19 protein-coding genes are annotated in these 13909 nt (G+C 44.6%); 2 read left to right on the top strand and 17 right to left on the bottom strand.

The window, feature by feature from the left end; all coding sequences use genetic code 11:
* Positions 1–788 precede the first annotated feature (788 nt).
* From ACWPAB_RS14410 to ACWPAB_RS14330, 17 genes are all read right to left on the bottom strand, one after another.
* On the bottom strand, positions 789–1130 hold the full coding sequence (locus ACWPAB_RS14410; RefSeq protein WP_013245616.1) for a phage head closure protein: 342 nt from the start codon (positions 1128–1130) through the stop codon (positions 789–791).
* The gene (locus ACWPAB_RS14405; protein ID WP_003586097.1) at positions 1114–1404 is read right to left on the bottom strand and encodes a head-tail connector protein; all 291 of its coding nucleotides are present in this window, start codon (positions 1402–1404) and stop codon (positions 1114–1116) included. Before ACWPAB_RS14405 ends, ACWPAB_RS14410 begins: the two co-directional genes overlap by 17 nt.
* Positions 1405–1462: 58 nt before the next feature.
* On the bottom strand, positions 1463–3031 hold the full coding sequence (locus ACWPAB_RS14400) for a phage major capsid protein (protein ID WP_016382122.1): 1569 nt from the start codon (positions 3029–3031) through the stop codon (positions 1463–1465).
* A complete protein-coding gene (locus tag ACWPAB_RS14395; protein WP_016382123.1) occupies positions 3018–4202 on the bottom strand; it encodes a phage portal protein in 1185 nt (394 codons plus the stop codon). The genes ACWPAB_RS14400 and ACWPAB_RS14395 overlap by 14 nt, the downstream gene beginning before the upstream one ends.
* A 4-nt stretch (positions 4203–4206) precedes the next feature.
* Entirely contained in the window at positions 4207–4386 is a 180-nt protein-coding gene (locus ACWPAB_RS14390; protein WP_016382124.1) for a hypothetical protein, read from the bottom strand.
* Complete coding sequence (locus ACWPAB_RS14385) at positions 4352–6055, bottom strand: terminase large subunit (RefSeq protein WP_016382125.1); 1704 nt, start codon at positions 6053–6055, stop codon at positions 4352–4354. The genes ACWPAB_RS14390 and ACWPAB_RS14385 overlap by 35 nt, the downstream gene beginning before the upstream one ends.
* Entirely contained in the window at positions 6052–6522 is a 471-nt protein-coding gene (locus tag ACWPAB_RS14380; protein WP_003571972.1) for a phage terminase small subunit P27 family, read from the bottom strand. The genes ACWPAB_RS14385 and ACWPAB_RS14380 overlap by 4 nt, the downstream gene beginning before the upstream one ends.
* 124 nt (positions 6523–6646) lie before the next feature.
* Positions 6647–7021, bottom strand: a complete 375-nt coding sequence (locus ACWPAB_RS14375; RefSeq protein WP_016382126.1) for an HNH endonuclease signature motif containing protein — start codon at positions 7019–7021, stop codon at positions 6647–6649.
* A gap of 81 nt (positions 7022–7102) precedes the next feature.
* A complete protein-coding gene (locus ACWPAB_RS14370) occupies positions 7103–7525 on the bottom strand; it encodes a hypothetical protein (RefSeq protein ID WP_016382127.1) in 423 nt (140 codons plus the stop codon).
* Positions 7526–7794: 269 nt separating this feature from the next.
* Complete coding sequence (locus ACWPAB_RS14365) at positions 7795–9219, bottom strand: virulence-associated E family protein (protein ID WP_016382128.1); 1425 nt, start codon at positions 9217–9219, stop codon at positions 7795–7797.
* Positions 9212–10039, bottom strand: coding sequence for a bifunctional DNA primase/polymerase (locus tag ACWPAB_RS14360; RefSeq protein ID WP_016382129.1), 828 nt, complete (start codon positions 10037–10039; stop codon positions 9212–9214). The genes ACWPAB_RS14365 and ACWPAB_RS14360 overlap by 8 nt, the downstream gene beginning before the upstream one ends.
* The gene (locus tag ACWPAB_RS14355) at positions 10023–10211 is read right to left on the bottom strand and encodes a hypothetical protein (RefSeq protein ID WP_015764281.1); all 189 of its coding nucleotides are present in this window, start codon (positions 10209–10211) and stop codon (positions 10023–10025) included. The genes ACWPAB_RS14360 and ACWPAB_RS14355 overlap by 17 nt, the downstream gene beginning before the upstream one ends.
* A complete protein-coding gene (locus ACWPAB_RS14350) occupies positions 10208–10480 on the bottom strand; it encodes a hypothetical protein (protein ID WP_016382130.1) in 273 nt (90 codons plus the stop codon). Before ACWPAB_RS14350 ends, ACWPAB_RS14355 begins: the two co-directional genes overlap by 4 nt.
* A gap of 47 nt (positions 10481–10527) precedes the next feature.
* Positions 10528–10719 carry a hypothetical protein gene (locus ACWPAB_RS14345; RefSeq protein ID WP_016382131.1) on the bottom strand — a complete coding sequence of 64 codons (192 nt, stop codon included), beginning with the start codon at positions 10717–10719 and terminating at the stop codon, positions 10528–10530.
* Positions 10720–10829: 110 nt separating this feature from the next.
* Positions 10830–11240, bottom strand: a complete 411-nt coding sequence (locus ACWPAB_RS14340) for a hypothetical protein (RefSeq protein WP_016382133.1) — start codon at positions 11238–11240, stop codon at positions 10830–10832.
* A gap of 79 nt (positions 11241–11319) precedes the next feature.
* Entirely contained in the window at positions 11320–11625 is a 306-nt protein-coding gene (locus ACWPAB_RS14335) for a MerR family transcriptional regulator (protein ID WP_016382134.1), read from the bottom strand.
* On the bottom strand, positions 11616–11837 hold the full coding sequence (locus ACWPAB_RS14330) for a helix-turn-helix domain-containing protein (RefSeq protein WP_016382135.1): 222 nt from the start codon (positions 11835–11837) through the stop codon (positions 11616–11618). Before ACWPAB_RS14330 ends, ACWPAB_RS14335 begins: the two co-directional genes overlap by 10 nt.
* Positions 11838–11913: 76 nt before the next feature.
* On the opposite strand from ACWPAB_RS14330, the gene ACWPAB_RS14325 reads away from it, so the two are divergent.
* Both ACWPAB_RS14325 and ACWPAB_RS14320 read left to right on the top strand, forming a co-directional pair.
* Positions 11914–12600, top strand: a complete 687-nt coding sequence (locus ACWPAB_RS14325) for a helix-turn-helix domain-containing protein (protein WP_318652521.1) — start codon at positions 11914–11916, stop codon at positions 12598–12600.
* Between the two features lie 50 nt (positions 12601–12650).
* Complete coding sequence (locus tag ACWPAB_RS14320) at positions 12651–13802, top strand: tyrosine-type recombinase/integrase (protein WP_016382137.1); 1152 nt, start codon at positions 12651–12653, stop codon at positions 13800–13802.
* Positions 13803–13909 lie beyond the last annotated feature (107 nt).

Genomic DNA, 13909 nt, shown 5'->3' with positions numbered 1-13909 from the left:
CTAACTCTATGAAATTCATTGAAGTTCATGGCAGCGTTCAGGCGTTGATATATCAGCATTTTCAACTTTACCAACTCCATAGAGACTCACCAAAGCAAATAGAAAATGCACCAAAAATGCACCACTTTTACAACACAGAGTGCGGGCGGGTTGCCACTTCATTTTGAGGTGGCTATTTTTGTATCCATTGACTAGGTGAACATTTTTCACCTGGTTCCCATAAGCAGGTCAATATTTTTGACTTGGTCAACAAGACCCGAAATTCGGGGTCTGTTAGTTGCTTCAATATTATCGAGCAATCATTGAACTACGGAGGGGGTCACCAAATTGATGACCCCCTTTTTACATGATTATAGCAGTTCGCGACAACCATATGATGCTTATGAAACTGTCAGCAATCTCGCGGCTGAAAAATCGGCCGCCAAATAAATTCAAAGGGAGGAACGAATCGTTACCCCCTTTTTACATGATTATCACAGTTCGCGACAACCATTCCTCAAGTTACTCTTGTTCAGCGTGCACCAGAATGCGTCTCTCAGCACACAAAAAAACGGGCATCTCTGCCCGCTTCGCCCAATGATATTGCTACTTTAGATGAGAAGCAATGAAACAAGTCAAGGAAAACTATGACTATCGTATCAGCGAGGGTTGAGGAATGCTCTTCACTTGCTACGAGAAATCAATCTGACTTGGTCTATAAAATGCGCCACCGGTTAGCTATGCCGTGCGTCGGTTAAAACGGTTCTGCCCGCTTATCGCCTAGGACTATCCTAATTATAAGTTAATACTTATTTATTGGCAACTGGTTTTCCTATGATTGTTGTCCATTGTTTTTTGGCTGTGTCCGGTGTCAGTTTCACAATGTCGTACTGCTTTCCCTGCCATTCAATGCGCCATGAGTTAAGGATAGTTTCTGGCTGATCATACCGAACAACAAAGGTCACCGTATCTTCGAGCTTCGTCCCAACTGACGCCCTCACTTCGCTTAAATATTGGCTTAACACAAGTGCCCATGTCGTGAAGTGCTCTTTCCTGACGTTGCTCACAGGAACCCCATTTACATTACCCATCGTGTAGCTCACTAAAGTAATGAGTTCATTCAGTTGGCTGATGCTATTTACCAGTGGCATAGTCAACACCTCGCAATTGCTGAATCATGCTCACAACGCTATCTGGTACATACGTTGCCCCATCGACACCACGGTTAATATACCAGTGTTGTGCTAACAACGAGACAGCAAAGTCAAAACGAGGATCATCTCCAAAGTTTTCATCCGTAAGGGTCTGGTCAACCGCGCTAATCACGAACTGCTTTGCCGTCAACAAGTAGGCTGACAACATAGCATCATCTTCGCTGTGACTAATGCGCAGTGCTTTCTTTAGATCTTCTGTGGTAACACTCATATGCTCATCTCCTATATAAAAATGGGGCGTACCCAAAGGCACACCCCAGACTGTTTCATTAAGCTGCTGGATTGGTTGCCGGTGTGATGTCGACAATTCGAGCAGCGTCAGGATCAACCACTTCATAGTCGTTGCGGATCACGACGGCCAAGCCTTGGCTATAGCTATCGAATCGCTCCCATTGGGTATTAACCTCATTCTTCTGGGCTAAGAAAATTGCCTGAGAAAAGTCCCCAATGATGATCCGATAGGTGCCCACCTTATCAGTCGGCAATACTTTGTTAGCAACCACGATCACCGGCGCCCCAAATAGTTGCTTGCCTGATGGTGCCGTGATGGACGGTTGTAACAAGTAGCGGCCTTCGCTGTCTTTCAGGGTATCAAGGTAGTTGAAAGCGTCCTGATTGACGATAACAGACAAGGACAATGCTGGGTCTAGCTCAATATTGAAGGTTTTCTTGAGGTCATCGAGACCAGTACCAGTGAGGTGCTTGAAGTTGTCACCACTAGTGGACTTGCCAGTCAGAACACTGATAATGTTACTGTTGTCCGTGTTTTGTACCAACTTCTTGAGTTGATTCTTAACCTCGGCAACAATATCAACTTCACTATCTTCTACCAGTTCATTAGACAGATAGATCTTGCCAGCACGGGTAGCGACCTTGTAGTCAACACCACGGAATAGGTTTGAATCGATCTCTGGAATGTCTGCGAGTTCTGCCTTTGTGGCTAAGACACCATTGTTAGTGAGGGCAATCGGATAGGTGCCGACTGGGGTACCGACCTGCTTAACAGTGACGTATTTAGCCAGATCGTAATCAGATTCTTTTAGATCGAATACGTCATTGATAACTTCTTTAGGAACGACTGCACCAGCGGTGGTCGTGGTCAATCCGTCACGTTGTTCACCCATGCTGCGGATGTAGTCTTCGTAAGCGCGAGATTCGGTATGTTCTTTGTTGTCGATAATTGTTTTTTCGGTCATGTGATTGACTCCCTTTCGTTTTTCGGTTGGTGGTAGTTGCTGTTCTGGATCTTCTACATGGTCTTTCAGCCACTCAGTGTAGCTGCGTTTGTCCACTTGGACGTTGGTATTGTCATACGCTGGAATAGCTACCAGTGAGACGTCAAACAAGCTCTTTACTTGCTTGATGGTACGGATCACTTGCCCGCTGTCGTCTTTAGTGAACGTGTCACCGTCTGGAGCAGCATTGAAAGTAAAACTCATGGCTGATAAATTACCAGCTTGGACATTGTTATAAGCATCGTTAGCTGTGGTCGTATCGGGTAAGGTTGCTTCAAACTGCAAGCCTTTATCATCCACGTTTAAGGTCAAGGTTCCGGCCTTGGTGCTGGCTAAGACTTGACTAAAATCATGGTTTGAAACCATATAGACGTCTGATAAGTCCACATCATCGAAGGCGTGCGGATCAACGACTTCTTTAAAGCCACCGAGATCTTTACTTGGGCTATTGAAAACTACTGCATAACCACTTAGTTTCTTTTGACCGTTAGTGGTGTCGTCCTGTTTCTTTGTGTCTGGATCGTCTTGGTCTTGGCTGTCGTCTGCTTTGGCAGTTAGACCAGCGTTAGGATTCAGACGTTTTTCTACGTCATCTTGATTCATTTTCTGGATCACTCCTTTGTCTTGTGTTTTGATAGTTTGTCAGGTTGCTTAGTGGCGTGTAGTTCAGACTGGCCATAATTTCATCTCCGCCGGTAATTGGTGGCAAGTTTAACTTGGCTCGTGCTTCATTAGTGGTCAGAACACCGCCTTGCAGCCCCTTAACTGCTAGTTCTTGCATCGTGGCTGGGTCGGCACTGAACAGCTTGTCAGTGTTGAAACTGAATCGATTATCGCCAGTCGAAAGTTTAGCATCCATCTCACTCGTGAAGCAGGTAAAATACTGAATCAGAGTGTTCTGCAAGTACATCACGTTAGACTGTACGGCATTAGAGTGCTCGCTTTCGATACCCAGCCGATCCAGTGGCAACCCGAACGCTTTGGCAATCTGTTTCGTTGTCCAATCGCTAGAATTGACTAGATTCAGCACGTCAGTATTAACTTCGAGTTGCTTGTAATCCATATCATTGTCTAGAATGATGGTCTTGAGGGCATTATCACCACTGTTGGCAGCTTCAAATTTATTCCGGATGTTTTCTTTTGCCTTGGTGTCTAGCTGGGTCTTGTTGACCTTAAGAATGCCTGTCCCTTGGACACCGGAGTTAAAGAAACCTTTCAGCAACGCATGCCCAGACTTTTGTACCCCGACCTCATCATGAAGGCTATAAAGTGGCGATATTCCTTTGTAACCGTCTTGTGTGAAGCACTTGAAGTGTAATACCTCGCTGGCATTTAAACGCTGTGAGCGGCCGCTGTCAGGCGTGTATTCGTAGCTGATAATGCCGGTCGTATTATCTTGTTTAACCACCATTTGACTGTTGGGGACTAACTCGAAGCCAGTGACCTGTCCGCTAGGGTTCTTAGTAACCCGTGCAAAGCTGTTACCATTCAGCAACATGTTAGCAGCTAGGGCAAACTTGAACGCCCACGCGGTCATGTGGTCATTGGGTGCCTTGTTAAGGAGCACGCTGATACGCTTGTCACTGTACTCAATCGGGTTTGTTGCAAGATCACTGGCAATCACGCGCACCGCCGTAAACACATCCGAATTACGTAAAGCACCAATCCCCACATATAGGCCACTGTCGTTGCTGGTCATGCTGACAAGCGCATCTAAGAACGGGTCACTGTTGTCATCGCGTGGTTGTGTCGCGCTATTCGTGAAAAAGCTCATTTTTTCACCTCCCTTTGTTGAAGTTGATGATGACTGCGATGGAGATCAGGGACGTGCCGACTGCTATCATGCCAACGCCAAACCCGAACAGCCACCAGATACCGATAACCATACAGATTAGCCCCAGTATTAATAGCACGGTCTGAACATTAAAAACTAAAGTCATCGCTCGAATAAAAGTCATTATCTGCCACCTCGCTTTCCTTGCTTTGATCCATTGCAATTGTGTAAGCATTCATCAGTGCGGCTACGGGGTCAATCTTCGTAGCGTTGCGAGCCTTATCGATCATTGGGTTGTTGTTAGCGTCATATTTCAGAATTGCGTTGTTCACCGCATAGGCCAGTAACTGATTATCAGGGTGCTTTAAATGGCCATTGAAGAGATCATCACGAAAACGAGTTGTCGGTATTGAAAGTGTTCTAACACCTTGTCGCACCTCAAGCAGTGGCAAATCGCGTTTTTCAAATTCTGGAATCAGGTAGCCCATGGCAAAGGGATCATAACAGATGGCACGCACGTTCCACTGGTTCCGTTCGATCAAGTCGAGAATGAAGCGTAGCACCTCGTCATAGTCGATCATGCCGCTATCAAGTTTGGTAATGCTACATTCGCCACGACTAGCACCGCTGATGTAATCGAACCCGTCACGCTTGATCTTTTCTTCCAGTCCATACTTAGTACCCACGAATGAGTGGCTGTCGGCATACAGGTAGCCATCTTCCGGAACTAACCACGAGATACTGGTAAGGTCGCTAGACTTGGAAAGGTCAAGCCCGATATACACGTCCTTGTCTCTGGTGTCTGGTGGCTCGATAGTGGCTTTCTCCCAGTCGTCAAGACTGATGTAACTGTCTGCTCTGGCTGATTGCCAAGTGTTAAAGTTCTTGACGAGAACTGGCCTTAGGGTTCCTTGCTTGGATGCTAGATCAACATCAGCTTGCAAGCTAGGCCGCATCGTCTTAGCTCTTTCAGCATTAGCCAGTAGCGGATTCGACTTCTCCCAAGTATCTGGTGCAAAGGCTTCATCCTTGCTATCCTGTTCAAAAATGGCAATAAAATACCGATCTGCTTGTTCGCGACCGGTTAAGATTTTGGAGACAAATTTATATTCTTTATACATAGGACCATTCAGGTCTGGCCCCGTGGTCGAGATGACGGCTAGCAAACTGTTGTCGCTGTTGATCTGGCCTGATTTTAGTGTTCGTAGAATCTCATCAGTACGAGCTAAGGCGAACTCATCAATAATGGCCAAGTCACTTTGATAACCATCTAAGCTATGCAGATCAGACGCAAGCGGAACAGCTCGGCTGTTGCTCGGCAAGTCGATGATTTCGTTACGGTTGATCTTCAAACGATCACGCACTGACTTAGACACCTTAGAGACCTGACGCAAACCACTAGACAGCATATCAAAGGCTAAGTGGGCTTGGGCGTTACTGTTGGCTGTGTAGACAATCTCTCGGTTCATGGCTGGCTTGCTTTCCATGAGGAGATACAGCGCGCCTAGATCAGCCATTAGGAAGCTCTTACCATTCTTGCGTGCCATGCTGATGTAGGCTCGATCATAACGACGGTTACCAGTTGCCTTATCACGCCAGCCGAACAGCTCGGAAATCAACCACTTCTGAAATAATTCTAGTTTGAGTGGTGACCCATCACGTGCCGGCATCAGTTCGATAAACTCAACGGCTTTGTTGGCAAAGTCCTCATCAAAGTAATACGGCCATGGATTCTTTTTGTGCTTGCTGGCTTTCAAGTCTCTGCGATAACGTCTCGCCGCTTGCTTAATTTTTTTACCGGCAGCAATCTCACCACTTAGTACCTTGTCGGTGTATTCAGTCGCATAGTTCACGATGACACCAGCTCCGCAAACGGATCGTCAGGCTTCTTCTTAGTCTCACTCTTTAAGGCAAGTTTCGCCCGACTATACACTGACAATCCCAATACATCGTCAATGCGCATCATTTGATTTGTGGCATCCAGCTTCATTTTAACTGCTGGGTTTGCTTTAAAGTTGTCTCCAGTTTCAACCATCATGCCTTGTTCTTGAATCAGCTCGGCAGCTTTCTGAATGTCAGAATAGGCTTGGCAATGACTGGCAATCAGGGCAGCATCTAGTTCACTCACTGGAATGTCTTTTTTGAGCAATGGTACAATACGGTGCCACTCGGTCACAGCATAGTCATCAAGCCATGTAGGGGGCTGTACTTGCAATTCTTTGTAAGTGAATAGTGCTTTTTCAGAGGCAACACGATCAGCTAACTGTTTTTTGGATAAATGTGCACTTAGGTTAGTCACTGATTTTAGGGGTGCTCCCATGTGTAACGTCCTTTCTGAATTTGTATTCGTTTATACCTATTATAATTATAACACATTGATTATACATAGGTTCTGTGATTTTCGGTATTCATCGAAAAGAAAAGAGGCCGACCGTTCTTTCGCTCTAAAATTTTGGGGCGGGGGTCGATCTGTCGGGGGATCTCATTCGGCGTTGTGCTACCTCCCGGGCGGTCTTAGCGTTATGACAAGTCTGGCACAAGCTTTGTAAATTGCTCTCATCAAGCCTGTGTTCCCAACCATAAGCTGTTTTGATTGGCTCAATATGATCAACAAGCACAGCTTGACGAATAATCCCACGTTTCAAACAGCTAGCGCAAGTTGGATTGCGCAACCTGAATGACTTTGAAAGCTTTGTCCATGTTGTTGACTTGTAGAAACGTAATTCCTTCTCTTCATATTGCATGCGTTCCTGATTCGTTGCTTGCGTGTTCTTGTCTTGCTTATGCTCCTCGCAAAAGCGCTGATTGAACGGGATCATGCGACGGCACCCGGGGTGCATGCAAATGTGCAAAGGCACACTCATTTGCATCACTTCGCTTTCATTAATGATATTTCTTTGCTAACTGATATGAGGTGCTAATTTGATCTGCTCTTTAATGCTTCGCCCCGAAATGTTGGCATGCCAGTTAAGCTCTCTATAGTCAGCGATCTCAAATCCTGCTGCTAAGAGTGCACCTTTCATCATGCCGTTAGTAATGTAGAAACCACTTGGTAAGTCAGCGAATAGGTGCTTGATACCGTATGAGGTATAGTCGCTGTTGATTGTCTTTCGCTTGGCTAGTCCCTTAGTCCAGAGATATAAAGCGTTCTGCATGTCCTCAGGCATCAGCATAAACGCGAACGGATGATCCTGTTCAAATGGACTAAAATCAGGTGACTTAGGTTCAATGTGCCAATTCTTGTATTCGTAGTATTTGCGATACTTCTTAGGGATAGGGAATTCTTGTTCAAACCTAGCCCATGTACTTTCTGGATATAGCATTCTTTTAACCTCCGTAGTTTTAAATTTGTTTGTTTTTTAAGTGTCCCACGTGTCCCGGGCTCTTAAACGTTGGTATGTAGGCGTTTGTCTGGGACAACAGACATGTCCCACACATGTCCCGAGCTGTCCCGAACATGTCCAAATTAGGACTTGGGACAGTAGTGGGACACGTTGGGACAGCACTGGGACAGGTGACTTGTCCCAACAAAACGTTGATATACCGGCATTTGTAGCACTGGGACAGGTGGGACAGTAGAAAAACAAACACTTTACTTCCTGACGTATCCTCTTGAACGCTGACCATTGATTCGAACTCGTTCACGATCCCACCCATCCATGTTATCCATGATGAGCTTGATACGTTTTGCTTCCGATCCAGTACGACCCATCAGGTAACGATCGACTGACTTGTCGAACACCACTTCCATGATCTCTCTGGTCGTGGTTTGTTGCAGTGGTTGTAATTCTCCAGCATCCAAGTGCTGTTGTAACCAAGTGGCCACATCACCGTTATGGTCAATATGAGTGTGAAAGAAGCTGGCCTTCAGGCTTAATGACAGCTTTTCCCAATTCGATGGTACTTTCATGTTGAGAAAGTCTTCAATGGCCTCTTTCATAGGGTCAACTGTCTCTGCTTCTTGTTGATATGGTTTAGCCAGTTGCATCAGCTTATCATCAGCAAAGACACTCTCACCTGCATCCACCCATGTTTTTACCTCTGCCAATACCTGATGGATATAGTGATTGATCTTCGGTACGCTTTCTTCATTGCGCCATACGGTCTTTGTGGGCTTTGTAACGCCGCATCTGATAGGGAAGAAACGACGTTCACCAGTAGCGTCTTTCAAGTAGTCCTGTTGATTAGTGCTGCCAATGAACACACACTTGCGTAAATGTGGGTAAACATAATGGCTGTAACTCCCTCGGTATGAATCTGACTGGGCACTGATGAAGCTCTTAGCTGATTCAATCTCGGTCTTTTTCATAGCGGAAAGTTCACCGAGTTCCATGATCCAGTTACCTTGCAGCTTCTTATAATCTTCGTCCGTTTTGCCCATTGATTTTAATGAATCGCTGAACTTTTTCGGGAATAAGTTACGAGCAGCCGTGCTCTTACCAAGTCCTTGTTTACCTTCAAGAATTGGAACGAGTTCAAACTTGCAACCGGGCTGATAGACACGTTTTACAGCACCAGCTAACCATTTACGAGTAACAGCACGGGTATATTCACTATCCTCGGCACCTAGATAGTCGATGAAGTAACGTTCTGCTCTAGGGGTACCGTCCCATTTTTCAGCTTCGATCCAGTCTTTAACCGGATTAATTGAATGTTCCTTGCCAACAACAACCATTGCATCTTGTTCATTCTGCTTGCTAAACAAGAGATTGTGCTTACGCTCCATATATGAGCGGACGACAGCATCATCTTCATCAGTCCAGAAACCTTTGCGAATCGGCAATCCTTTAACGCCTTTTGTCTTGATAAGCATCTCTGAAAAGTCGTCCCAAGCGATGACATTGGCGAAGGCTGGATCATTATCAAGTAGCAGTTGAATATTAACCACCGAATCTTTTCTAATCCCACCATTGCCATCAAGTTTAAGGTCATTTCGCCATTGCTCTTGACCTGTAAAATCAACGTTGACTACTTTCTTTGCTTCTTGCTTAATATCTTCGGGCATCGCTTTAACCAACCGCACGCCTCCTCTCTTCGGCTTTCAATACTGACTTAAAAATCTTATTAACTTCGGCTTCTGCCAGCGGTGTATCTAAATAGTTGTCATTAGTTGTAAACAGCAGGTTATATACTGTCTGCGGTTCTGCACCTGTGAAGAACATTTTGCCAGCAATCTTAGTCAGAAAGTCATTGCGATTGCCGGTACTAGTGCCGTTCACTATTTCATCTAGCAGCTTGCCTGTCCATCGTTTGCCTCGATAAACTGTTGAACCACCAAACACTGGGTTAGGGTGGCTGACACGTTGGATTTCATCTAGTAACCACTGAGGAACTGGGGCTAATTTGGTGATCTTGTGCCCTTTGAGTGGTTGATACATACCATTCTCGCGAATGCTAGGGAAAACCGGTACACCAGTCGCGACATAGTCGAGGCCGGTTTTCTCGCCATTCTTAGAGAACAGATCTGATCGACTGGTTAGCTTCAATTCTTTGGGATAGGTGAAGAAAATATGGAGTCCACCGTTTGGCGTTGTTTCTATATAGGTAGAAGGAATTTGATCAGCACGACCATCAGCGCTCAATTTAGCCAACGACTCATTGCCATTAGCCTCGCTTTTATGCCCCATATCAATGTCAAACACCAGCACACCATCAAGCCCCAAGCCAATATTGTAGTTAGGATGTTCGCCCCACCATTTCTTGGCCTGTTCTGGGTCTTTGGTGGCATCTTTGTACCCATGCGAACCAGCAAGTGGTGTTCGTGTCTCTGGCGCAAGTGGGTAGACTGCAAAGCCATGCTGTTGATATCCAAGCGCTACTTTAAGCACGTCGACCATCGACAGCATCTCCCTCCATAAGTAGACGGCGAGCATCAATGATCATGTCAGCGACTGTGTCGGCCAGTGCTGATTGCTGTTCATTATTGATCTGATGTCGCAAGATATTCACCATTGCACTTGTATCACTTAAAAGCGCCTGTGCGGTTGTATAATAATCTTTCTTCATCATTTGTTGACCTCATCAATCGTTGCCAAGCTGCTATCAACGTAATCTTGAATTGGTCTCAGGAGTGCCATCCATGTATAAAATGATCGATTAGCCTCATACGCCAAGATTGCAGCACTTTTTTCGGTACGATTGCTTCGATATGAAGTGACAGAGCCTTCCATAATGTCGAATTCATCACTAAGAGCTTCTAAAAGTCCTTTTACAGTGCTGAGGTTAAAAGACGCCATATCTAAATCAGGCGCTTTGGTGCTGTTTGAAACATTTTTCATATTAATTGCCTCCATTTTCCTTGACAAAAACATCTAATAGAAGCAAGCTAAAAGTTGATATGTATCTTTTCGCTTGTCTTCTTCTCGCCTTGAGCTGTCACTCTTGGCGATTTTTTTGTGGCCTCAATTAGTGATCGCCGTTCAGCTTTCTTAAACTGCCAATACCGGTCACAATCGGCATCAGCCTTTACAAACTGCGGCCACGTCCAGCCAAACTTGCTATTTACCATTTTTGCCATGGTCATCATCCTCTCGAAATTGCAGGTACGCTCCAAACACGCTGCCGACCATGAATGCCATGCAGAGAGCGGGAACGGTGAGCGGGTGGCTTAGTAGCCACGTAATAACGTTAATCATCGGCACCGTCCTCCTTGAGGTATTTAAGGACGATCCGAGCATTCTGCTTGTCTGTTTCGGACGTAGCCGGATCGTTCAATAAAAGCATAGATTCGCTACGGGCTACAAAGGTGTCAATGCACCAGCCTTCATCAGTCTTCATAAAATGATCGTCTGAGTATTTCTGAAGATTCGGATAAAGCTCCTTGAACTCCGCTAGGCTTTCTGGTTCATTGTTCACTGGTTGACTGTCCACACACTTGATAAAACCATTGTCCAAGGCATATTGTGTAGGATCACCGTTTTCGTCAATTAAGTTGGTCTCGATCATTGTCCGATATACCTCGTCCTTACCAACTGTTACGCCTTCAGATTTCAAACCCTCATAGAATTGCTCCACGAGTGACGGATAAACTACTTTCATATATTTTCCTCTCTGACTTTATGCGCCTGTCATAAGTTACTTACAATTGCCATCAAAATCCCCGCCCGCAAGACTTGGATTAAACTTGATGATCCATCATCCACTGATCAACCGATGACCGTTTGTACAGCTTCAAGCCATCTAATAAAATCGTCGGCAGACCTTTGGTGGTTAATTGATCGAGATACCCTGTACTGATCCCTAAATACTCGGCTGCATCCTTACGTTTCATATACTCTGCAAAGGTATGCCTGCTTGCTGTCACTTTAAATGCTTCTAAAGCAGTCGAGTACATGTCGTGCTTTATTTGAGCTTCAAAATCATCCGGTAAACTCATTGCGACACTAATAGCCGTATTACCCACGTCCTTTCTGTCTAATGCCATGACAATTGTTGCTTGGATGGATTGTATTCAATTAGTTCACTGAGACTGACACCCAAGTAATCGCACAACGTTTTCAACGTAACAAGATTGACATTCTTTGCACGACGATAATAAAGACGAACAAGAGTTGACCGCGCTATTCCTGTAGCTTTGTATACATCAGTAATTGTTACAAGACGGTCACCCATGATAGCCGCTAAATTATTCTTCAATTATTTGCACCTTCTTATCATTATTTGTACTTCGAAATCATTAGGAACAAATAAAAGGTAACATCGTCACGCAACTATGTCAATGTTTATTTGGCGATTTCGAAGTACAAATGATATACTTCTTACGAAGAAGGTGAATATTTTGCTTGCAAACAGACTTAGTGTTTTGTTGGCTGAACGACAATTGTCTATCAAACAAGTTGTTGAAGACACGGGATTATCTAGAAATGCTGTGTCAAATATCGTCAACAAACCAAATGCAAACATTGCTACTGAAACAATCGACATATTATGCCGTTATTTACAAGTCACTCCGAATGACTTCTTCTTATATTGGCCTTATGCTACTCGTATAAAACTACAAGGTGACGAGATTTGGCTGGGATTTGAAAGTGCCTCCGGAATGAGAACATTTGCTCCTACTATTTATTTAATGTCTGAAAAAGAGACTTGGGGACTGTTGTCAGAACAAACTCCATTTGATGTGCATGCAGTTTATGTTCTCGCTAATGAAGAGGATGAGGTCGACTCCACAGAGCAACTCAAAAAGCTCTTTGCATCGGCACCTATTGCGTTTCAAAAAGAAATTGAGAAAAAATACATTGGGTGCATTCAAACTTTTCTTGAGAACCATAAGGACGAAGTTAATAAAATAGTTTCAAGTTCTAACGAGAGCGGACAACAGACGGTTAGTTTATTTATGCTGTTACCCTGGGGAAGCACTAGCAAAAAACTCAACACTTCAAATTTCAAGATAATTTAATGAATTTCTCTTCCCGATCCCCGCCCGCAAGCTGGTACGGAGGGAAAAACATGGCAACAATCAAACGTTACAAAAACAGCAGCGGAGATACACGATATGAAATTTTTGTCTCTGCTGGTACTGATGAACTAACTGGAAAGAAGCGTCGAATTCATAAGCGAGGCTTCCGAGACAAAAAAGAAGCTGCCCTAGCAGCATCCAGATTTACCTTAGATGCTGATGCAGGCAGTTTATCGACTAATAGAAGCATGACGTTCAAAGCTGTTTATCTTGAGTGGGACGCAGCATATAAGAATACCGTTCGAGAAAGCACGTACGAGCGCACCTATATACAAGTTAAGAAACACGTTTTACCGCTTTTTGGTAACAAACCAATTAATAAGATCACCACAGCGCAGCTACAGCAAGCCGTTAACCAATGGTCAAAACAAGTCACTAGGAACTACAGAAGATGGCTGACAACTACAAGCCGTATTCTTCGCTTTGCCTTACGCCGTGGTTACATTAATAAAAACCCGGCTGACCTTGTCATCATTCCAAAAGAGAAGGAACAAATTGGCGATGTTGCTGCGAACTTTTGGGATAAGCAAGAACTAACAAGGTTCTTCAGTTATATTGATGCAAAGCAAGAACCACAGAAGACTGCGCTTTTCAGAATACTAGCCTTTGGTGGCATTCGACGTGGTGAATGTCTAGCGCTGACTTGGAAAGATATTAGCTTTACCGACAGCACAATAACAGTCAACAAGACACTATCGCAAGGCATGAACGGCCGTCAGCTTGTTCAGCCACCCAAGACACGGAAAAGTAGAAGAACTATCACCATGGATAGCAAGACAATGTCTGCATTGAAGCACTGGCGGCTTGTTCAGCTACAAAAGTATATGGCTTTAGGATTTAACGCTAATAAACCTGATCAGCTTGTATTTTCAAACAGCAAGAATAAGCACTTGCTTTTACACAAACCTGCTGATTGGCTCAAGTCAATCGAGGATACTCATAAAATTGAACACCGTATTACAATTCATGGCTTCAGGCATTCACACGCAAGCGCCTTGTTTTCTGCCGGGGCCACTGTCAAAGAGGTTCAGGAAAGGTTAGGCCACTCGGATGTCAAAACCACTCTCAATATCTACACCCATGTAACAAAGAATCAAAATAAAGAGGCCGTGAATAAGCTAGTTGCATATCTCAATTTTTGACCAAAGTGCACCAAAAAGTGCACCACACAAATTTTAATGGCAGCCTAAAGCCGCACTATCGCTGATATGACGGGTTTATACTAGAAAGGGGGTTCAATCCCGTTAAG

The organism is Lacticaseibacillus sp. 30 (genome assembly GCF_053819265.1).
Note: the sequence above shows the minus strand (reverse complement) of the source record. Positions and strands in the feature narration are given on the sequence as shown.